Source organism: Chitinibacter tainanensis DSM 15459 (genome assembly GCF_000429785.1).
Lineage (GTDB): Bacteria > Pseudomonadota > Gammaproteobacteria > Burkholderiales > Chitinibacteraceae > Chitinibacter > Chitinibacter tainanensis.
Genome location: NZ_KE386953.1, coordinates 76447 through 97965, shown reverse-complemented (window position 1 = coordinate 97965; position 21519 = coordinate 76447). Strand labels below are relative to the sequence as shown.

Sequence of the window (21519 nt, the reverse complement as noted above, 5' to 3'; positions counted from 1 at the left end):
TTGAGCATGACCCAGGTCACAGAATTAACGCCGTATGAATTACTTGGTGGCGCGCCCGTGCTGCGCCAGCTGGTTGATCGCTTTTATGACCTGATGGCGAGCGACCCGCGCGCAGCGACGATTCAGGCCATGCATGGTGCTGACACTGGCTTGATTCGGGAAAAACTATTCGAGTTTTTATCTGGCTGGCTGGGTGGGCCGCAGTTGTTTATCGAAAAATATGGCCATCCGCGCTTGCGCGCCCGGCATATGCCGTTTGCGATTGGTGAGGCGGAGCGGGATCAGTGGTTGCTGTGCATGTATCAGGCGATGAACGACACCCCGATGCCGGCCGAAGTGCGCAGCCATCTGGAGGATGCGTTTTTCCGCACTGCCGATTTTATGCGTAACCAATAAACTGGGTTTGTGCTGGGGTATTGCTCTGAAGTTATTGGGTGGGTTGAGTTTAAAAAGGATACCCTTATGGGTATCCGTAGATTAAATAACAAAGCTCACTCGCGAAGCGAGGCTCCCCTCAAGGAGGGAACGGGTGGGGTAGGAATAAAACATCTAGGCTGCAGATTAAACGCCTTATTCCTAGGCTCGGCTTTGCTGCGACTCGCAAACGATTGTTCTTCCACTTGGCCAGCAGCCTGAGGATACCCGACTGGGTATCCTTGTTTATTGGCCGCCGGCAAAGTCATTTTGCCGCCAGGCTTCATACACCGTGATGGCCACGGCGTTAGCCAGATTCAGGCTGCGGTTATTGGGCAGCATGGGTAGGCGGATGCGTTCGCCCGGCGCGAATTCGGCCAAGATTTCAGCCGGCAGGCCACGGCTCTCGGGGCCAAACACCAGTACATCGCCAGGCGCGTAGCTCACGGTATCAAAGCGCTGCGAGCCCTTGGTGGTGCCAGCAAAAAAGCGCCGCCCGGCCAGTGCGGCGCGGCAGGCGGCCCAGTCTTCGTGCACTTGCATCTCGGCGTATTCATGGTAATCCAGCCCTGCGCGGCGCATTTTGGTATCGTCCAGCGGGAAACCCAGTGGCTTGACCAGATGCAGGCGCGCACCGGTATTGGCGGCCAGACGAATGATATTGCCGGTATTGGGCGGAATTTCGGGCTGGTAGAGGACAATCTCAAACATGGTGATCCGTGGCGCAAGACAAATAGATTTACCCTTGACGGGCAGGGCGCTGATTCTACACTGAGATTCCATCGAGCTGGGAGTGCGCGTATGAGCGTGCCGCTAACGCAGGAAATCTTGCAGGCCACCGCAGCCATGGCGCGGGCCGATGCGCTGAGCCCCGCGCAAACGCTGGCCCTGCTGTTTCGCGCGCTCGATCACTGGCTGCCCGCACCGGACACTACGCCGTTTAATCCAGCGCGCACCCAAGGTTTTGCCGCGGCCTGCTACGCGGCCCAGCACGGCTGGCCGCTGGCCTTGCGGCGTGATCGGCACGCGCCCAATGGTTGGCGCTGGCAGGCCGAGCTTCCCGCCAGCTGTGCCCCGGCGCAGTTGGGGCAGTGGCTGTTGGCGGCGCAACTGGAAGTCGGCCAACAGCGGGCGCGCACAGCGCAGCTGGCGCGGGCTGATTCTGCGCAAATCTAGGGCTATTTCGCTGTCCGATCTGGGGTGGGGCTGATAGAATCGAGAGCAAATTTATTTTGCCAAAGACTGTTCCCGTATGACTCATACCGCCACGCTGCTGATCAGCTGCCCTGATCAGAAAGGCATTTCGGCTGCGATTGCCAATTTCCTGTTTACCTACAACGCCAATATCGTTCATTCCGATCAACATCAGGACAACACCGATAATCTGTTTCTGATGCGCATTGAGTGGGATCTGGCCGACTTCACGCTGGATATGAATGCGTTTGCTGCGGCCTTTCAGCCGATTGCCGACCGCTTTAGCATGACCTGGAAAGTTGCGCTGTCGAATAAAGCGCAAAAAGTCGCGATTTTTGTTTCTAAATACGATCACTGCCTCGTGGATTTGCTGCACCGCTACAAGAGTGGCGAGCTCAAATGCGAAATTCCGCTGATTATTTCCAATCACGAAGATTGTCGTGCGCTGGCCGAATTTTACGGCATTGAATACCACGTCATTGCGGTTAACAAAGACAACAAAGCCGCCGCCGAAGCGCAACAGCGCGCGCTGTTGGCTGAAAAAGGCATCGATCTGATCGTGCTGGCACGCTATATGCAGGTGTTAAGCCATGAATTCACCGCCGCCTACCCGCAGCGCGTGATCAATATTCACCACAGCTTCCTGCCGGCATTTGACGGTGCCAAGCCGTACCACCGCGCGTTTGCCCGTGGCGTGAAGCTGATTGGCGCCACCAGCCACTATGTCACCGAAATCCTCGACGATGGCCCGATCATCGAGCAAGACGTCACGCGCATTTCACACCGTGATGATGTCGAAGCCCTGATTCAAAAAGGCCGCGATCTGGAACGCGTGGTGCTGTCGCGGGCAGTGCGCTGGCATCTGGAACACCGCGTGCTGGTGTATTCAAACAAAACGGTGATTTTCAACTAAACGCCCAACTAAACACCTTGGCCGCTGGCTGCGCACACTAGCATGCGCTGGGCGGCGGGAATGGATTGTAGTAAATCAAACAGGGGTATTGCCGGATAGGCCTTTCGGATTAAGGCTTGGCAGGCAATACCCCTTTGTTATTAATTCGGGCTGAGTGCTTGCAGCAGATCGTTTTCCAGCTGTAGCAAGGCGCGTTCATCATTGAGTACGCTGCCAGTAATCAGAAAATGATCTTCCGCCCGTTCGCCCAAGGTCATGATCTTGGCCGACTGTATCTCAATCCGCTTGGCGGCCAAAATCCGTGCAATGGTGGATAACAGCCCGGGCCGATCGCCAGCCGCTACCGACAGAATATGAAACTTGCCTTTTTCATCGGCGCGAATCTGCACATGCGGCTTCACCGGAAAATGCTTTTGCTGGCGCGATAGCCGCGCGCTGGGTGCGGCGGGGAGCGGCAGTTTTTTGGCGATGCGCTGCGCAAGCTCGAATTCCACGTAATTGATCAGATCGCGATATGAGGCATGGCGGCTATCGGGGATAAACACGTAGAAGGTATCCAGCGCATAGCCGTGCGTGGTGGTGTGGATATGTGCATCAAAAATGCTGTAGCCGGCGTGCTCGAAAAAGCTGCAAATCTGCGCAAACAGATCGGGCTGATCCAGCGTATACACCACCACCTGCAGGCCTTCGCCCGATTCGGACAGCTTGGCTTTGACGGTCGGCTCGGTGGCATGCATGCGGTTGAGCAATACACGGGTGTGCCAGGCAATATCGCGAGCATCCTGGCGCAGAAAATACACGGTATCCAGCAGCTTCCAGAATGGCTGATGCGCATCGCTGCGAAAGCCATACAGCCGCAGCAGGCGCAAAGCCTCATCCTGCCGCTCGGCGAGCCAGGAATGCGCGGTGATGTTCTGGCTATTCAGATAGCGGGCCGTGCCTTTAAATAGGTCTTCCAGCAGCTTGGCTTTCCAGGCGTTCCATACTTTCGGGCTGGTGCCGCGAATATCCGCCACGGTGAGCAGGTACAGCGCATTCAGATGGCGCTGATCTTTCACCAGCGCGGCAAATTCGGCGATGACTTCCGGATCGTAAACGTCCTGTTTTTGCGCGACCGAGGACATGGTGAGATGGTGCGTCACCAGCCAGACGATCAGCTCGCGGTCGGCTTCGGGTAGCGGGTGGCGCGCCACCCACTGGCGGGTAATCTCGGCGCCCAGCAGCGAATGATCGCCGCCGCGGCCTTTGCCGATATCGTGAAATAGCGCCGCCAGATAGATGACTTCGGGTCGCTCAAATTCGGCTAGCAAGCGCGAACAGAGCGGATATTCATGGGTAAAGGCGGTCACGGCAAAGCGGCGCACATTGCGCAGCACCATCAGCGTGTGTTCATCCACCGTATACACATGAAACAGATCATGCTGCATCCGCCCAACAATATCGCCAAACTCGGGGATATAGCGCCCCAGCACCCCATATTGATTCATGCGCCGCAAAATACGGGTGAGGCCGCGTGGCTCGCGAAACAGTGAGATAAAGAGCTGGCGATTGTGGGCTTCGGCCAGAAAATCATCATCGATTAAATGCCGCGCATGCCACAGCGCCCGCAGCGTGGCCGGCGCGATATCGCTGGCTTCGCGGCGCTGCTCGAAATGCAGAAACAGCGCCAGCATGCTTGAGGGTTTGCGGGTGAATAAATCCGGGTCAATCGTTTCCAGCAGCCCATCACGAATCTGAAAATCGGCGCAAATCGGCAGTGGCTTGGTGCCGATTTGCGAGAAAATCCGCGCCCGCAGTGCATGTAGCAACACCGGCACCAGCTGCGTCACAATCCGCGCGGCCAGATAGTATTCGGCCATAAAGGCTTCCGAGGCGCGCTGGGTAATTCGCCCGGCGCTGGCCAGATCATCCAGCCCGAAGGCTTTGGCCAGCGGGTGTTGGTAATCAAATAAAATCCGGTCTTCCCGTCGTTTGGCACGCCAGTGCAGGGCGATGCGGTAGGTACGCAGCACGCGCTCGGCTTCGCACAGCTTGCGGTTTTCTTCGTCGGTGAGCATGCCCATGGCCGCCAGCGCATGCCAATCGCGGCCCAGCCGCTGGCTGGCGGCAATCCAGCCGATCAGATGCAAATCACGCAAGCCACCCGGGGCTTCCTTGATATTGGGTTCGAGCTTGTAGGTGGCGTTTTGAAAGCGGCCGTAGCGGGCTTGCTGCTCGATCAGCTTGGCGTCGAAAAATTCTTTCGGATCGATATGCCGGTGCACGGTATCAAGAAACTGGCTAAAGCGCGCGGTATCGCCCACCAGCAGGCGGGCCTCCAGCAGCGCGGTTTGCACAGTGATGTCTTTTTCGGCTTCATTCAGGCAATCGGCCAGTGTGCGCACCGAGTGGCCGACCTCCAGCCCGATATCCCAGAGCTCGCCCACAAAAATCTCGAGTTTTTCCAGTAGCGCCGGGCTAGGTTGATCGGGCAGTAAAATCAATAAATCGATGTCGGAGTAGGGGTATAGCTCGCCACGCCCGTAGCCGCCTACCGCAGCGAGCAATACCTCGCTAGCAAACTCATGCCGATTCCATAGCTCGCTCAGCGTCTGGTCGGTGAGGCTGGCCAGCTCGCTCAGCAGTGGCGCGGTTTTGGCAGGTTCTGTAAAACGCGCTTGCAACTCGGTTTTGCTGCTGGCGTAGCTTTGGCGGATGGCGGTGACGGAGCGCATAGATAATCCTGCGACGGCGATGGACATAAAAAAGGGTATTGCGCTGCAATACCCGATTTGTAAAGCTTTGCTGAGATTACCCCAGCAGGTATTTCTCTGGTTTGGCCGGCGTACCCGCTGACACGGTCAGCACTTCGTAGCCAGTCTCGGTCACCAGAATCGTGTGTTCCCACTGAGCCGACAGGCTGCGATCTTTGGTCACAATCGTCCAGCCGTCGTTCATTTGTTTGATTTCACGCTTGCCGGCGTTAATCATCGGCTCGATGGTGAAAATCATGCCCGGCTTTAGCTCGGGGCCAGTGCCGGCTTTGCCATAGTGCAGCACTTGCGGCTCTTCGTGAAACACCGCGCCAATGCCATGGCCGCAGAATTCGCGCACGACCGAGTAGCCGGCTTTTTCGGCGTATCTTTGAATGGCGGCGCCAATATCGCCCAGCCGCGCGCCTGGCTTCACTTGCTCGATACCGATCCACATGCAATCGAATGTCACTTGCGACAGGCGTTTGGCATGCGCCGGCACCGCATCGCCCACCAGAAACATCCGGCTATTGTCGCCGTGGTAGCCGTCTTTGATCACGGTGATATCAAGATTAACCACATCGCCGTTTTTCAGCGGTTTGTCGTTGGGAATACCATGACAAATCACGTTATTGACCGAAGTACAAATCGATTTCGGATACGGAATATACCCCGGTGGGCAGTAGTTGAGCGGGGCAGGAATGGTGCCTTGCACATTCACCATGTATTCGTGGCACAGGCGATCGAGCTCGCCCGTGGTCACGCCAGGCACAACGAATGGGGTGATGTAATCGAGTACTTCGGCGCCCAGACGGCCGGCAACGCGCATTTTTTCGATTTCTTCAGCGGTTTTAATGGTGATGCTCATGGAATCCTCAGTGGGGGGGCTGGCCAGCAGCCGCGATCAATTTTTACGCAATTATAACACTGCGCTGCGGTGCCCCACAGCCGGTTTTTACCGTAGGCGGCTCAGGGCCTGATCGGCCAGTGCGTGATAGAGGTTTACCTTAAACTGCCGCGCCACGGCGCTAGCCAGCATGGCGGCTGCGAGGCTGGAAATCACCATATCGTGCCCATCGGTCATTTCCATCATGATGACCGCGGCGGTGAGCGGCGCCCGGGTCACGGCGGCCAGCAGGCCCACCATGCCAATTGCCATCAGTTTGACCGGGGGCGTGGTGGCAAATAGCGGGGCAAACCAGCTGCCCACCCCGGCACCCAGCGAGAGCGAGGGCGCAAAAATCCCGCCGGGCAGGCCGGTCAGGAAAGTGAGCACCATGCCTGCCCATTTCAGCGGAGTGAAATACCACGGCAGGGCGCTACCCTGATTGATGGCGGCGCTGGTGATTTCGGCGCCGCTGCCATGAATCGGTGCCAACAAACCCAAGAGCGCAATCAGTAGCCCGCACAGCGCCACAAAGCGATACGGCGCTTGCGTGCGCCATTGCTGCACGCTGGCGGGTAGCCAGCGTTGGGCATGGATACAGGTCCAGCTAAAGATCCCGCCTACCAAGCCCGCAACCCCACCGATGAGCACAATCGGCAGCAACATCGCAGCCGAAAAGCCCGGCACATGAATGCGGCCGAAATACACATAATCACCGAGTAAGGCCAGCGACACCACCCCGGCGATAATCACCGCGCCGAGCAATTTGCCCGAGGTTTGTTCCTCGACCGAGCGGGCCAGCTCTTCAAAGGCAAACACAATCCCGGCCAGCGGGGTATTAAACGCGGCGGCAATCCCGGCGGCGCCACCGGCCAAAATTAGCTGGCGCCGAAACAGCGGCGTATCGATGCGGGCAAAGCCATGCAGGCTGTGCATGAGGCTAGCGCCAATTTGCACGGTGGGACCTTCGCGCCCCAGCACAAAGCCGCTGGCAAGGCCCGCCACAATGCCGATGAATTTGGCCAGCGCGATGCGCAACGATAACAGCTGCGATGTCCGCGCCGGTGCGTGGGTGGTTTCCAGCGCGGCTTTGGTCTGCGGAATGCCGCTGCCTTGCGCGCCTTCACCCAGACGGCGCATCAGCCATAGCGCGGCCACGCCGCCGGCCGGTACCAGCAAGAGCGGCGCAAAGCGCCATTGCCCTTGTGCCCAGCTAAAGAGCCCAAAAGCATATTCGGCCGCCTTGGCCAGCAAAACCGCCACCAGGCCCACCAGCGCCGCACCCAGCCACAGCAGCGCGGTTTGGCGGCTACTGGTGGAGGCTTGCTGTACGGTATGACTGAGGCGCAGCCAGTAATGGCGCAGAAGGCGAGGTACAGGCATGGGTATACGGGCGATGGTGAAGTAGTGAGCATGCGCGGTAGGCAGAGGGAAGTCCAGTACCTAATACCATGCCGCGTGATAGCCGCACGGCGCGCAGCAAAAAGGCCCCAGAGTGGGGCCTTGCAGATTAGCTTGGGCGGCGCGTTTCCGGCAGCACGATGTTGACTTCCAGTACTTCAAAATCGTCTTTTTTATCGAGCTGTACTTTAATGTCGGCCGGATCAATGGCCACATATTTGGAAATCACTTCCACCAGCTCTTTTTGCAGCTGTGGCAGGTAATTGGGCGCTTCGCGGCCACTGCGCTCATGCGCCAGAATAATCTGCAGGCGCTCACGTGCGACCGAGGCGGTTTTTTTCTTTTCGCCAAAGAAATAACTCAGGATCGACATCGCTTAACCTCCAAACAACCGTTTCCAGAACGGCTGTTTTGGTACTTCGATAAAGCGCATTGGTTTTTCTTCGCCCAGGAAGCGGCCGATCACGTCTTTGTAGGCTTCCGATACATCAGTGCCGGCATTGTGAATCGCGGGCGTACCGGCATTTGAGGCCTGCAGCACGGTTTCAGATTCCGGAATAATCCCGATCAGCGGAATGCGCAGCAGATGTTGCACATCATCCAGCGACAGCATTTCGCCTGATTCCACGCGCGATGGGCTGTAGCGGGTGATCAGCAGGTGGGTTTTTACTGTGGCGCCTTCTTCGGCTTTGCGTGATTTGGCATCCAGAATGCCGATAATACGGTCTGAGTCGCGCACTGACGAGACTTCTGGGTTGGTGACCACGATGGCTTCATCGGCGAAATACAGCGCCAGAAACGCGCCGGTTTCGATACCGGCAGGGCTATCGCACACGATGTAATCAAAGCCGTCGTGTTTAAGCTCGTTCAGCACCCGCTCCACGCCTTCTTTCGAGAGCGCATCTTTATCGCGAGTTTGCGAGGCGGGCAGTACAAACAGATTGTCGCAGTTTTTATCTTTGATCAGCGCTTGGCGCAGCGTGGCTTCACCTTGGATGACGTTGACGAAATCGTACACCACGCGGCGCTCGCAACCCATGATCAGGTCGAGATTACGCAGGCCCACGTCAAAGTCGATCACAGCGGTTTTAAAGCCGCGCAGCGCAAGGCCGGATGCGAAGCTGGCGCTGGTGGTGGTTTTACCCACGCCGCCTTTGCCTGAAGTTACTACGACGATTTTGGTCACGGTGATCCCCTGATGTTGAAATGTTGGAAAGCTCGCGCTTAGTTCAAGTTGGTTAAAGCTTCGATGACGATTTTGTTCTCATCGAGCAGAATCTGGCTCGGTTTGCCGCGTATGGCATCGGGCAGGTTTTCATCCAGCGCGCGGTACACCCCAGCAATCGAAACCAGCTCGGCTTCCATGCAGGTAGTGAAAATGCGCGCTTCGGTATTGCCTCGTGCGCCCGCCAGCGCCCGTCCCCGCAGTGGGGCATAGACATGAATATTGCCATCGGCGATGACTTCGGCGCCATTAGACACCAGCGCCAGCACAATCAGATCACCGCCCTTGGCGTACACCTGCTGCCCTGTACGCACTGGGCGGGTAATGATCGTAGCGCCTTGTGGGGCAATGATTTCCGGCTGATGCACTGGGGGGGTATGTTGCGCGGGTTGGCTGGTGCTGGTGAGCTCGGTCTCCAGTAGCACCACCAGGCCGGCTTCTCGCGCGGCGACTTGTTGATCTTTATTGCCACCCTGCACGGCGATGGGCGCGAGGGCAAATTGCCGCAGCAAATTCACCATGGCCACAATTTCAACCGCGCTGGGGATTTGCGGCAGGCTATTGAAATCGATCACGACTTGCTCGCCGCTCAGAAAATGATCGGTGCCGCCCAATTGCGCTTGCAAGGCAGATTGCAGCTGATCGCAATCGGTGGTGACCGGAACAAAGGCCGTCAAACGGGTGGTAGAGCTTTTGAATTCAAACAGGCTGGCCGTCGATTCCGGGTAGGCGAAACTGGTCATGAGCGTCACAAAGACAAGGGTGGGAATTAAACCCTGCAGTTTACCGTTTCAACCTCGCGCTAGGAAGCTGTAAAACCCTGTCAGCGAATGAAAACAACGCCCCGCCGGTCAGATCTGGCCGTACGGGACGCTAGGATGTGGATTTACTGCGTTGGATAGGCTTAATAAGCGCGGCGAGTGAGGCCGGTGCGGTGCATGATGGTAGTGGCCAATTCTTCGATCGACATCCGCGTGGTATTCAGAAACGGGACGCTGGCTTGGCGCATTAGTGCTTCGGCCTCGGCAACTTCAAATTGGCAGGTTTCGAGCTGACAATAACGGCTTTCTGGCTTTCTTTCTTGCCGGATTTGCCGTAAGCGCTCGGGGTCAATGGTGAGGCCAAACAATTTATTACGATACGGTAACAAAAGTTTAGGCAGCGTGTGCTGGCCGAAATCTTCCGGGGTCAGCGGATAGTTGGCGGCCTTGATGCCGAATTGCAGGGCCAGATACAAACAGGTGGGCGTTTTGCCCGAGCGGGAGACGCCCACCAGGATCAAATCGGCTTCCTGCAAATCGCGTGGCATCACGCCATCATCGTGATTGAGCGAGAAATTCACCGCGTTGATCCGGTTGTTGTATTCCTCAAAATTGCTGATTTCATGTGCGCGGCCGATGGTGTGCGACGATTGCACGCCCAGCTCATCTTCCAGTGGGCCAATAAATTGGGCAAAAAAATCAAAGGATTGGGCGTCGGGCACCTGGATTTTGGCGCGAATGCTCGGATCGGCGATGGTACTGAATACCAGCGGCCGGCAGCCATCAATCAGGGCCTGTTTGCGGATTTTGAGCGCGACTTCTTCGGCTTTTTCCAGCGTATCGACAAACGGCAACACAATTCGGTTAAAGGTCACGTCCACAAACTGCGACAGCAGCGAATGACCCAAGATTTCTACGGTGATCCCGGTGCGGCCAGAGACAAAAAAAGCGGTGCGACGCATAAGATATTCTTCCTTTTTCCCTAGGATAAACTGACGATCAGGGGAAAACCAGTAGATACAATTACTTACTTTGGTCAAAAAAAAACTATGTTTAACTTATTCTCCATTAAGTTGCGCTGCAACAAAGACGCACACCAATAAACAACTTCCTCACGAAGGGGTCGATACGATGACTGAACAGTACGTAGTGGATTTTGCACATCTGCGGATGAGCGATGTCGAACAAGTAGGCGGCAAAAACGCCTCGCTGGGCGAGATGATCTCGCAGCTGACCGAAAAGGGCGTGCGCGTTCCTGGCGGTTTTGCTACTACGGCTGAAGCGTATCGCACCTTTCTGGCTCACGAAGGCCTAGCTGATCGCATTGATGCGGCGCTGGCCACGCTGGATGTCGATGACGTCAAAGCCTTGGCCGAAACCGGCAAGCAAATCCGCGACTGGATTATGGCCACGCCCTTGCCACCGCAGCTGGAAGCCGAAATGGCCGAACACTACGCCAAGCTCGGCGACAACGTCACTGTCGCGGTGCGCTCATCCGCCACGGCTGAAGACTTGCCTGATGCCTCGTTTGCCGGTCAGCAAGAAACTTTCCTGAATATCGTCGGCTACCAAAACGTGGTGGATGCGATGAAGCAGGTATTTGCGTCGCTGTATAACGACCGCGCCATTGCCTATCGCGTGCACAAAGGTTTTGATCACAAAATCGTGGCCCTCTCGGCCGGGATCCAGCGCATGGTACGCTCGGACAAAGGCGCGGCGGGCGTGTTGTTCACCATCGATACCGAGTCGGGTTTCGATCAAGTCGTTTTCGTAACTGCGTCGTATGGCCTGGGCGAAACCGTGGTGCAGGGCGCGGTGAATCCGGATGAATTTTTCGTACACAAACCTACGTTGCGCGCTGGCCGCCCAGCGATTGTGCGCCGCCATCTGGGTGGCAAAGCCATCAAGATGGAATTCGATACCGAATCCAAAGCCGGTAAATCGGTGCGCACCGTGGATGTGCCGCTGGCCGATCGCCGTCAGTTCTCCATTTCGGATGAAGAAGTCCAAGAATTGGCGCAATACGCGCTAATCATTGAAGAACACTATGGTCGCCCAATGGATGTGGAATGGGGCCGTGATGGCATCGATGGCAAGCTGTATATCCTGCAAGCCCGCCCAGAAACCGTCAAATCGCAAGAAAGCGGCTCAGAAAAACTCACCAAATTCCGTATGCTGGAAACCGGCGACGTGTTGACCGAAGGCCGCGCCATTGGCCAGAAGATTGGCCAAGGCCGCGTGCGCATTATCCGCGATGTATCGGAAATGGATCGCGTGCAAGCCGGTGATGTACTGGTTTCCGACATGACCGACCCGGACTGGGAACCCGTGATGAAGCGCGCAGCGGCGATTGTCACCAACCGCGGTGGCCGTACCTGTCACGCCGCGATTATCGCCCGCGAGTTGGGTATTCCGGCTGTGGTGGGCTGTGGCGACGCCACCAAAGCCCTGCGTGAAGGCGACGAAGTAACTGTCTCGTGCGCCGAAGGCGACACCGGCAATGTGTATGCAGGCCTGCTGAAATTTGAAAAACTGGATGTTTCGCTGGCCACCATGCCGCAAGCGCCGGTGAAATTGATGATGAACGTTGGCAACCCGGAGCTCGCTTTCGACTTTGCTCAGCTACCAAACGAAGGTGTGGGGTTGGCGCGGCTGGAATTCATCATCAACCGCATGATCGGCATTCACCCCAAAGCCCTGCTGGCCTACCCGAATCTGGCTGAGCCACTGAAAACCCAAGTGGAAGAGCGCATCGCCGGCTATCGCTCGGCCATCGATTTTTATATCGATAAAATCGCCGAGGGCATTGCTACGCTGGGTGCGGCGTTCTACCCGAAAAAAGTCATCGTGCGGCTGTCGGATTTCAAATCCAACGAATATGCCAACTTGCTCGGTGGCCCGGAATACGAGCCGCATGAAGAAAACCCAATGATTGGTTTCCGTGGCGCGGCGCGCTACGTGGACAAATCATTCCGTGATTGCTTTGAGCTCGAATGCCGCGCAGTCAAAAAAGTGCGCGATGTGATGGGCCTGACCAATGTCGAAGTGATGATTCCGTTTGTGCGCACGCTGAAGGAAGCCGAATGCGTCATCGATTTGTTGGCGCGCAATGGCCTCAAGCGCGGCGAAAATGGTCTGCGTATCATTATGATGTGCGAAATCCCCGCCAACGCCGTGCTGGCTGAGCAATTCCTGCAGTATTTCGATGGCTTCTCGATCGGCTCGAACGACATGACCCAGCTCACGCTCGGTATTGATCGCGACTCTGGTGGTCCAGTATCCGCCAGCTTTGACGAGCGCAACGAAGCGGTGAAAGCCATGCTCAGCATGTCGATCAAAGCTTGCCGCAAACTCGGTAAATACGTCGGCATTTGTGGCCAAGGCCCATCGGATCACCCTGATTTTGCGCAGTGGTTGGTGGAAGAGGGGATCGAGACAATTTCGCTCAATCCCGATACCGTGGTGGAAACCTGGCTTTTCTTGGCTAAAGGTGGCAAAGCCTGAGGGGTATAGCCCTGTGGGTTTTATTTAGCTTTGCCTGGCAAAATATACCCATGGCAGTATAAAAAGCCCGTCCTTGTGACGGGCTTTTTCTCGAGCTTGATCAGCCTGCTGGCGCAGGCGGTAAACCGACGGTTTCGCCCGCCAGACGAATCAGGGGCAGTCTTGCCTTGCCCCTGATAACCCTAGCGAGCCCGATCGATCCGAAATGCCGCGATAGAGGTTGGTAGACATGGTAATGGGTGCGGTAGTGATTTAGCAGGGTATTGCCGTCTAGCTCAATTTGATCATGCGCGCCGCGTTTATACTAAGCGGGTGTATCAAATTCGCTTGCATTACATTCCAGCGTGGGAGTGTGGTGTGCCTCATGCTTGAAGCCTCGATATTTAAGGCGAGATCGGCAGATTGACTACAAAAGCGGTCCCTTTCTCAATCGAATCATCAATCACAATTTCACCACCATGTTTTTGAATAATGCTGCGTGAAATACTTAAGCCAAGCCCGCTGCCTTCACCGACTGGTTTAGTCGTAAAGAATGGATCGAAAATTTGCGCACGGATTTGCGGTGGAATGCCGGGCCCTGAATCGACAATCTTGATATAGATATTGTGCTCATCCGCCCACAGGCTAACACTGAGCATGCCTTGATAATGCATGGCTTGCATCGCGTTATGAATTAAATTTGTCCAGACTTGCGATAGCTCTTCAGGGTAGCCATGAATAATGGGAACGTCTGCAAAGTTCTTCACTAAATCAATCCCGCGGCGAATTGCATTGCCGTATAGTAAAAGCACGGTATCAAGCGTGTCTTTGACATTCACTTCGGTCTGGATATTCGATTGGCCTTGGCGCGAATAAGATTTCAGGGCAAAAATAATCCGGGATACACTTTCTACCGCCACATTGACATTCAAAGCGCAGGAGATTGAAGTCGAAATATGATAGGCCATTTTTAGTAATTCTTCGGCGCGATTATTGCGCAAAATGGGTAGTAGTAATTCGATATCACTCGGTACTGCCTGGCATTGGACCAGCATATTGGCCATTTTAGCTGAATTAGCAATCCCAAAATGATTTAGCTGGCTGATGATTTCACGCAAGTTTTTCCTGTCTTCTTGTGTGCTACGTACTGCCGGTGGTCTTTGGGTCAGTTGGGTTAATTGCTCAAAAGCGGCAAATTCTTCCGTCTCTAGAGTACGTACTTGTGCCGGTAGGCTCAGTAAGCCCTCTTTGAGCGCCGTTAACATGGTGCTACCGCTTGATTTAATTGCCCCAATCGGGGTATTGACTTCATGAGTTACATTGGCGACTAGTTGCCCCAGTGAGGCCATCTTTTCCGATTGAATGAGCTTACTTTGTGCTTCTTTTAGCTGCGCTAGTGCGGCGTTGGCTTCAGCACTTTTTTGCTCGGCTTCGGCGATGGCGGTGCGTAATGCGGTATTGCTAACCGTTAATGCTTCGGTACGCTCGGTGACGCGGGCTTCTAGTTGCTCATTTAATTCGCGCAAATCGACTTCTTTACGCACAATATCCAGCAGCATGGCTGAATTCTTGTCGAGCGTTTCGGTGAGGGTATCCTGTTGGTTGCGCATAGCCTGATAGGATTCATGTAGTCGCTCGGACATATCATTAAATGCCTGTGCCAGCGCTTTGGTCTCCTGTAGAAAACCGGTGGCAGGAATCATTACCGTTTGTTTTTCTAACGTAAGTTCTTTAGCTGCAGCCACCACCTTTTCGATTGAGCGAATCACTCGGCGAATCGCGATTAAACCAATTAAGCCAAATGCGACTGCGAGTGAGAAAATCAAATAAAACCATAGTAAATTCTGATCCCTGGCATCTCCCATCAAATCAGTTTCGGGCACGAGACTCACAATTCGCCAGTCAATTCCGCGTGGATCAATATATTTCGTGATTCGACCATAATATTTGGTACGGGCAATATTGATGTCAAAGCTGGCATTTTCTTGATCCCGCAGTCGGAGTACTGTGGCAGAAGCCGCCCGAATGGAGGCATTGGTGCTTTCGGCCATGCTGAGCCGTTGCCCGGGCATACCAGGGCCATCGCGATGGGCGACGATAGAGCCCGGTGTGGATTGAGCAACTAGCTGACCGTGCGAATCGACAATAAAGATCACGCCATTTTTACGTAATGGATCATTACGTAAAAAATGACTGAGGCCATCGAGTTTGATATCGGCATCCATGACGCCAATAATTCTGTCGCCTATCATCACTGGCGAAGTCGCAGACATCGTAATGTCTTCGCGCTCATCATAATTTGTGTAAATAGGTGACCAGCGTGCTTGACCGGTGCCACGTACTGGCATATACCATGGCCTAAAGCGTGGGTCATAACTGCGAAATTCAGTGATTAATTTGCTTGGCGTTTCATCGGCATAGATCCTTAATTTTTGCCGTGTACTGTCATCTTTCAGGATTAAGGCGTATTGGCCTGGTTTATTCTCGCGGCGAATGCCGGCGAACTCACCGTATTCGCTGCCAAAACTTAAAACGCTAATTTGGGTCTTGTCATTATAGAGTTTGACATAGGTATTATGGATATACTGGTAGACCCGCTCCATATTGCCTTCGGTGTAGAGCCGATTGTTGGCAATGGCATGACCAATTTCGAGTTGGATACGAAATGGCTCTTCAAGAAAAAGGTGGAGGCTGTTTTTCGAGCTAACACTCAAAGCATCAAGCAGTCGTATACTTGATTGTTCGATAAAACGATTGGTGAGCCGAGTTTGATTAATATTTTGAAATGTGACTGTGGCTAGAAAAATCACCGAGAAGGGGGCCGCAATTGCAACCCATAACGAGATACGGGTGTTTTTAACTGACTGGATCGCTCGCTGAAACCAGCTGTTGAAGGCCCGCTGTGTCTCGTTGGTAGCGATTAGGTTTTGAGCTTGCTTCATGCCATTCCCGGCTACACTTCGCCAGTATATTGAGCTGGCGAAGTGTAATAGATGGATATATTGATCTTGACTTGGTGATAACAGCCTTACCCTCGGACGCAATTCCTACCGCTATTTTTGGCTTGATACAGTAGGTGATCGACCCGTGCCAGAATTGAGTTGACCGTATCATTTTCCTGATAGCTAGCCACGCCAAAACTGGCGGTGATATTTAGAGCATGATTGTGCTTGCTCGCGGCAATCGCGCTGCGATAATGTTCCGCCGCTTGTAGTGCGCCAGCCAGCTCGGTCACCGGAGAGAGGATTAAAAACTCTTCACCCCCCCAACGGCCAACAATATCAATGGCGCGGCTTTGCGCTTGCAAAGTTTTAGCCACACTCACCAACACTTCATCACCGGCCGGATGGCCGTAAGTGTCATTTATATTTTTGAAATGATCGACATCGGCAATGATGAGTGAGAAAGCATTACCCCCACGCTGGCAACGCAGTACTTCTTCTGCCAGTTGCAAATCCAGTTTGTGGCGATTGAAAAGACCTGTGAGTTTGTCGGTTTGTGATAGTTGTTCTAATTGTTTATTTTTTTCGATCAGCTCTTTGGTTCTCTCCGCGACCAAAATTTCAAGCTCATTGTTCATCTTGGTGAGGTGCGCATTTTGGCGCTCCAATGTCCGTTCCTGTTGGTAGGCTTTTTCCGCTGCGCGGATGGTGAGAACGAGGTCTTCATTAACGAATGGTTTTTCAATAAAGCGGTAAAGATTTGCTTTATTAATGGAGCGCTTGACACCATCAATATCACTTTGCCCTGTTAATAGTATTTTGACGGTATTGGGGCTCTGTTGATGAATCTGCACCAGTAATTCGTCACCACGCAGGCCTGGCATAATGTAGTCAGATACAATCACCGAAATTTCTTGGCCTTCAGCGATTAATTCTTCACATATTGCCAAGGCTTCTGCGCCACTTTCGGCGAGCTCGATGAAGCAATCCGGCCCTAATTGCATAAAGAGCAAATTTCGCAGGGCTTGTAGCATATTAGGATCATCATCGACGCACAAAATGATGCTGTTACTCATTGGATATTCTCCAGTCTATTTTTTATTGTGAATTACTTTTTTGCGCATAAAACAGGGCTGGTGCCCGCTTGCATGTATCACTACAGCAGGCAAACTTTTTAGCCCCTCGGGGCTACTTGCCAGTGTGAAGATCTGCTTATCCCAAGTGCCTTGCAGTACGGTGGTACTGACCCAGCTATATAAGCGAAATCTACTATTGCGGGCAATATAGAGTACGTGTACGGATGTGTCTAGATGATAGTGTATGAATCATGTAAGTGCATGATGGGTAATGTTAAGATTTTGTTGTTTTTACTTACTCTGATTCAGTTGCAGTCATGGCTGCATGATTGAGGCGCACCATAACTACTCGGCGAATAGCGGCTAGCTCAGAGGCTTACGACAGCAGATGGCGGGAATGTATGGGGGGGCTGGACTGCAGCCAGCGGCGGATTCGCGAGGTAGGTTGCGGTAGGTAAGATTGAATCAGGCTTTGTCACACATACCCGCATGGGTATTGACTGCAGCAAGTGGGGCGAGCTTGCGTGGGCTGCGCAGGTAGGTGTGGTGGTTAGATACTCGTTGAGCGCAAGTGCAGTTACAGCTCATCAGCCGTCGAGCGTTCTTCTGGCGCTTGGTAGATGGCCAGTTGCAGGCGATTGCCGATCAGTTGGCCGCGTACAAACCGGGAGCAACAGTCGTGCAGATCCATGCCGCGGCAGGGGTGGTAGACATGGTAATGGGTGTGGTAGTAAATCAGCAGGGTATCGCCGTCTAGCTCAATTTTATCAAGCTCGCTGAACGTATACTGCGCATGGGTATCGAATTCGCTGACTTCGCAATCCAGCGCGGGGGTGAGCTGCGCCCACTGGCTGAGCAAAAAGGCATGCCAGCTAGTTAGGTCGGGTTGGCTGGTGGGTAGGGTGAGGACAATCATGGTTGAGGCTCGGCAAAGTGGGCTGCATTGTACTGCGTCGTGGTGCGTGCGGCATTAAAAAAACCCCACGCGCGGGCGTGGGGTTGGGCTTACTTGCTTGCCGCCGTCGCGGCCATTGGCGCTTAGGCGAACAATACGCTTGCCAGCCAGAACAGACCACCCGACAGCAACATCGTCACTGGCAGGGTCAGCACCCACGCCATCAGAATCGATTTCACCGTGCCGCCTTGCAGACCGCTCTTGTTGGCGACCATGGTGCCGGCTACGGCGGATGACAGGATGTGCGTGGTGGAAACCGGCATGCCTGTCCAGCTGGCGATCCCGATCGCGCTGGCGGCGGTGAGCTGGGCGGCATTGCCTTGGGCGTAGGTCATGCCCTTGTTACCGATTTTTTCACCCACGGTGAGCACGATGCGCTTCCAACCCACCATGGTGCCCAAGCCCAGCGCCAGCGCTACGGCCACGATCACCCATTGCGGGGCGTATTCGGTGGTGGCGTTTAGGTCTTTGCGCAGTTTATCCAGATCGGCTTTTTCCTGTTTGCTCAGGATATCCAGCTTGCTGGCTTTCTTGGCGGTGTCATCCAGGCACAGCAGGATGCGGCGGACTTTGCGGCGGTCTTCGCCACTCAGATCGTTATACGATTTCACCCCTTGCAGTGTGCTTAGCAGGCTGCTGATGGCGGGCAGGGTGGTTTTCGATTCACATTTAAACAGCGTCGGCAGCGGGTGCTCGGCGGAATGGGTGAGGTCGATTTTGCCATTCAGGCGTTCACGATTGCTTTCGTAGAACGATTGCATATGCTGGGCGGCATCCACGGTGCGCTCGATTTGATAGGTGGTGCTATCCATATCCAGCGCAAATTTGGCCGGCGCCAGGCCAATCAATACCAACATCAGCAGACCGATGCCTTTCTGGCCATCATTGGAGCCATGCGCAAAGCTCATGCCCATGGCTGATGCGATCAGCGTGGCGCGGGTCCAGAATGGGGGGTGTTTTTTGCCATCGGTAGTTTTGCGCTCTTCGGGCGTCATGTGCATGCGCGACTGGCTGCGCCATTTTTTTAGCGCCAACAGTAAGATCGCCGCCATCACAAAACCGATGGTGGGCGAAATCAGCAGCGAGAGCATGATATCAATGGCTTTTTTGGTGTTGATGCCCGAGAGCCAGTATTGATTATTCATCAGCGCATTGGCGATGCCCACGCCCATGATCGAGCCGATCAGCGTGTGCGAACTAGACGCTGGAATGCCGAAATACCAGGTGCCCAGATTCCAGATAATGGCGGCTGCCAGTAGGGCATACACCATATACAGGCCATGGCCCACGCCCACATTCAAGAGCAGATCCACCGGCAGCAAATGCACGATGGCATAAGCCACGCCCAAGCCACCCAGCATCACCCCCAGAAAGTTGAAAATACCCGAGCCGATCACCGCCAGATGGGCGGGCATGGCTTTGGTGTAGATTACGGTGGCAACGGCATTGGCGGTATCGTGAAAGCCGTTGATAAACTCGTAGGCCAACACAAAAAACAGGGCAAGAGCGAGCATGGTGGCGGCCCCGAAGGGCATGCCCGAGAAGATGTCTAACATAAGTGACTCATAAAAAAGATAAAGCGTCCCCCACGGTTTGCATTAGGCCAAGCCAATCGCAAGCCGCGCGGGTGACGCATACAGCACATGGTGGTGGGCAGACGCCCGATGGCGCGTATTCTACCTTGAGTTTTAAGCTTTTATTTCAGAATTCAATAAAGTTTGCGCTGCATCTAATGAGGAGACGATTTCGATGCCAAGGGCTTTCACATGTTCTAGTGGATCACGTAAGTCTGGCACCATGATCACCCGACAACCGGCGCTATGCCCGGCTTGCACGCCAAAGTTGGAATCTTCAAACACCACGCATTGTGCCGCGCTCACCCCCAGCTGGGTGATGGCTTTCTGGTAGATCTCCGGAGCGGGTTTAGGCTGGCTGACTTCATCGCCGCAGACGGCAAATTCAATCCGGTGCCACAGCTGTGCCTTATGCAGATGATGCTCGGCAATGCTGCGGCGGGTTGAGGTGGCCACTGCTTTGCGGATGTCGTGCGCTTCCAGCCAGTCAAATAGCGCCAACACGCCTGGGCGCAGGGCGATGCCGGCTTCGCTGCGCGTGAGGTAGATTTCGTGCGTGCGCTCGCGCAAGTGCTCACATGGGAAATCATCCCCCAGCTGCTCGCGCAGATAGGCGAGGGTTTTGGATGAATGCATGCCCACCATGCCCAGCGGTACGGCCGGATCAATCTCATGCCCAAGCTCGCGGGCGGCGTCATGCCAGCAGCTCAGGGCCATCCGCTCGGAATCTAGCAAAAGACCATCCATATCAAAAATGGCCGCTACAATCTGGGGGTGTTTCATTTGCGCAATCATCAAATATCGAAAACAATAGCAAAGTCTACCTAATCTACCGCCCGTATGGCCAATTCTTCTGCCCCAGCTGCGAGCTGCCCGTGTGGTGGGCCCAGCTATAGTCAATGTTGCGCGCCCTATCATGCTGGCGCAGTGCCGCCATCTCCCGAAACCTTAATGCGCTCGCGCTATAGCGCTTATGTCATGGGGCTAGAAGATTATCTGCTGGCCAGCTGGCATGCCAGCACCCGGCCCGAGCGGCTGGATTTGCAGGAAGAGCCCAAAGTGAAGTGGCTGGGACTCACCGTGCATCATGCGGCCAGCGATGGCGACCATGGCACGGTGTCGTTTTTGGCCCGCTATAAAGTCGGTGGCCGCGCCTATAAGCTGGCCGAGCACAGCCGCTTTGTACGCGAAGAAGGGCGCTGGTTTTATCTGGATGGTGATATTGCCGAATAAGGTGTTTTTCTTCTGACGCCTCATGTTAGGATGCAGTAACGCTGACGTTCTGATCAGCGGATAAATAATATCAACTGATCCAAGGTGAGCATGATGAAAACCTCCATTCTGGCCCTGAGCCTGTTGGCTGTGTTGTGGCAAGGTGCGGCAGTGGCCGCCGAGCAAGAACTGCTGCTGAGCGAAGGCGTGCGCAATCGCGTCGAAGCTACGGTGTCGGCCGTTGATCTGCGCAATCGCAATGTCACACTGAATCTGGCCGATGGCCAACAGCTGAATTTCAGCAATGTTGATCCCCGCATTAGCCGCTTTGAAAACCTCGCCGTGGGCGACAAAGTGATGGTGGCGGCGGGTGAATCGCTGGCCATTTCCTTGAGCAAAGGCACGGCCGGCGTGCGCCGCATCGAGCTCAGCGAAGCGGAAGACGTGCTGCCCAATGGTGCCGGGGTGCTGAAAACCCGCGCCACTTACAACGACATCATCGCCATCGATAAAACCAACGGCGTGGTGCGGGCGAAAAACCCGGATGGCAAAATCGTGGATATTCCGGTGCAAAATCAGGAATACCTGAACAAAGCCGCGGTGGGCGATCAGATCGTGGTATTGGTGCGTGCTTCGGCCACGATTTGGGGCAACGATACCCAATAAGTCGGCGACCAATTTGGCGCCAGCCAATGCTGCTCAAATAAAAAACGGCCCGTAGGCCGTTTTTTATTTGTGTGTTGCAGCGGGG

The 21519-nt window shown here is 54.7% G+C and carries 19 protein-coding genes; 6 read left to right on the top strand and 13 right to left on the bottom strand.

Going from position 1 to position 21519, the window contains the following annotated elements; genetic code table 11:
- Positions 1 to 6 precede the first annotated feature (6 nt).
- Complete coding sequence (locus tag G482_RS0115240) at positions 7 to 396, top strand: group II truncated hemoglobin (RefSeq protein ID WP_028450758.1); 390 nt, start codon at positions 7 to 9, stop codon at positions 394 to 396.
- A gap of 264 nt (positions 397 to 660) precedes the next feature.
- Here the strand turns inward: G482_RS0115240 and G482_RS0115235 are convergent, their stop codons facing one another.
- Positions 661 to 1125 (bottom strand): tRNA (cytidine(34)-2'-O)-methyltransferase, encoded by a 465-nt coding sequence (locus tag G482_RS0115235; RefSeq protein WP_028450757.1) that lies wholly within the window; start codon positions 1123 to 1125, stop codon positions 661 to 663.
- Between the two features lie 90 nt (positions 1126 to 1215).
- On the opposite strand from G482_RS0115235, the gene G482_RS0115230 reads away from it, so the two are divergent.
- Positions 1216 to 1590: a hypothetical protein gene (locus G482_RS0115230; RefSeq protein WP_028450756.1), complete on the top strand. Its 375-nt coding sequence runs from the start codon at positions 1216 to 1218 to the stop codon at positions 1588 to 1590.
- Between the two features lie 76 nt (positions 1591 to 1666).
- Positions 1667 to 2521: a formyltetrahydrofolate deformylase gene (gene purU / locus G482_RS0115225; RefSeq protein WP_028450755.1), complete on the top strand. Its 855-nt coding sequence runs from the start codon at positions 1667 to 1669 to the stop codon at positions 2519 to 2521.
- A gap of 140 nt (positions 2522 to 2661) precedes the next feature.
- Here purU and G482_RS0115220 read toward each other — a convergent pair whose 3' ends face one another.
- The 7 genes from G482_RS0115220 to ppsR form a co-directional block, all read right to left on the bottom strand.
- Positions 2662 to 5235 carry a [protein-PII] uridylyltransferase gene (locus G482_RS0115220; RefSeq protein ID WP_245575297.1) on the bottom strand — a complete coding sequence of 858 codons (2574 nt, stop codon included), beginning with the start codon at positions 5233 to 5235 and terminating at the stop codon, positions 2662 to 2664.
- A 76-nt stretch (positions 5236 to 5311) separates the two neighbouring features.
- A complete protein-coding gene (gene map / locus G482_RS0115215) occupies positions 5312 to 6121 on the bottom strand; it encodes a type I methionyl aminopeptidase (protein WP_028450753.1) in 810 nt (269 codons plus the stop codon).
- 87 nt (positions 6122 to 6208) lie between these two features.
- The gene (locus G482_RS0115210) at positions 6209 to 7522 is read right to left on the bottom strand and encodes a chloride channel protein (RefSeq protein ID WP_051259089.1); all 1314 of its coding nucleotides are present in this window, start codon (positions 7520 to 7522) and stop codon (positions 6209 to 6211) included.
- 127 nt (positions 7523 to 7649) lie between these two features.
- Positions 7650 to 7913: a cell division topological specificity factor MinE gene (gene minE / locus G482_RS0115205; RefSeq protein ID WP_028450751.1), complete on the bottom strand. Its 264-nt coding sequence runs from the start codon at positions 7911 to 7913 to the stop codon at positions 7650 to 7652.
- 3 nt (positions 7914 to 7916) lie between these two features.
- Positions 7917 to 8726 (bottom strand): septum site-determining protein MinD, encoded by an 810-nt coding sequence (gene minD / locus G482_RS0115200; protein WP_028450750.1) that lies wholly within the window; start codon positions 8724 to 8726, stop codon positions 7917 to 7919.
- A gap of 38 nt (positions 8727 to 8764) precedes the next feature.
- Positions 8765 to 9508, bottom strand: a complete 744-nt coding sequence (gene minC, locus G482_RS0115195) for a septum site-determining protein MinC (RefSeq protein ID WP_028450749.1) — start codon at positions 9506 to 9508, stop codon at positions 8765 to 8767.
- Between the two features lie 161 nt (positions 9509 to 9669).
- Positions 9670 to 10488, bottom strand: a complete 819-nt coding sequence (ppsR, locus tag G482_RS0115190) for a posphoenolpyruvate synthetase regulatory kinase/phosphorylase PpsR (RefSeq protein WP_028450748.1) — start codon at positions 10486 to 10488, stop codon at positions 9670 to 9672.
- Between the two features lie 169 nt (positions 10489 to 10657).
- On the opposite strand from ppsR, the gene ppsA reads away from it, so the two are divergent.
- On the top strand, positions 10658 to 13030 hold the full coding sequence (ppsA, locus tag G482_RS0115185) for a phosphoenolpyruvate synthase (protein WP_028450747.1): 2373 nt from the start codon (positions 10658 to 10660) through the stop codon (positions 13028 to 13030).
- Positions 13031 to 13413: 383 nt separating this feature from the next.
- Here the strand turns inward: ppsA and G482_RS19835 are convergent, their stop codons facing one another.
- The 5 genes from G482_RS19835 to G482_RS0115155 all read right to left on the bottom strand — a co-directional run bounded on the left by G482_RS19835 (position 13414) and on the right by G482_RS0115155 (position 20339).
- On the bottom strand, positions 13414 to 15951 hold the full coding sequence (locus tag G482_RS19835; RefSeq protein WP_051259088.1) for an ATP-binding protein: 2538 nt from the start codon (positions 15949 to 15951) through the stop codon (positions 13414 to 13416).
- 86 nt (positions 15952 to 16037) lie between these two features.
- Entirely contained in the window at positions 16038 to 17027 is a 990-nt protein-coding gene (locus tag G482_RS0115170) for a GGDEF domain-containing response regulator (protein WP_028450746.1), read from the bottom strand.
- A 577-nt stretch (positions 17028 to 17604) separates the two neighbouring features.
- Positions 17605 to 17943, bottom strand: a complete 339-nt coding sequence (locus G482_RS0115165; RefSeq protein WP_028450745.1) for a hypothetical protein — start codon at positions 17941 to 17943, stop codon at positions 17605 to 17607.
- Positions 17944 to 18065: 122 nt separating this feature from the next.
- Positions 18066 to 19538, bottom strand: coding sequence for an inorganic phosphate transporter (locus G482_RS0115160; protein WP_028450744.1), 1473 nt, complete (start codon positions 19536 to 19538; stop codon positions 18066 to 18068).
- A gap of 132 nt (positions 19539 to 19670) precedes the next feature.
- Positions 19671 to 20339: an HAD family hydrolase gene (locus G482_RS0115155; RefSeq protein ID WP_169721089.1), complete on the bottom strand. Its 669-nt coding sequence runs from the start codon at positions 20337 to 20339 to the stop codon at positions 19671 to 19673.
- 57 nt (positions 20340 to 20396) lie between these two features.
- Between G482_RS0115155 and G482_RS0115150 the strand changes: the two genes are divergently transcribed.
- Together G482_RS0115150 and G482_RS0115145 are read left to right on the top strand one after the other, a co-directional pair.
- Positions 20397 to 20789 (top strand): YchJ family protein, encoded by a 393-nt coding sequence (locus tag G482_RS0115150; protein ID WP_028450742.1) that lies wholly within the window; start codon positions 20397 to 20399, stop codon positions 20787 to 20789.
- A 93-nt stretch (positions 20790 to 20882) separates the two neighbouring features.
- Positions 20883 to 21434 (top strand): hypothetical protein, encoded by a 552-nt coding sequence (locus tag G482_RS0115145; protein ID WP_034619854.1) that lies wholly within the window; start codon positions 20883 to 20885, stop codon positions 21432 to 21434.
- Positions 21435 to 21519: the final 85 nt, after the last annotated feature.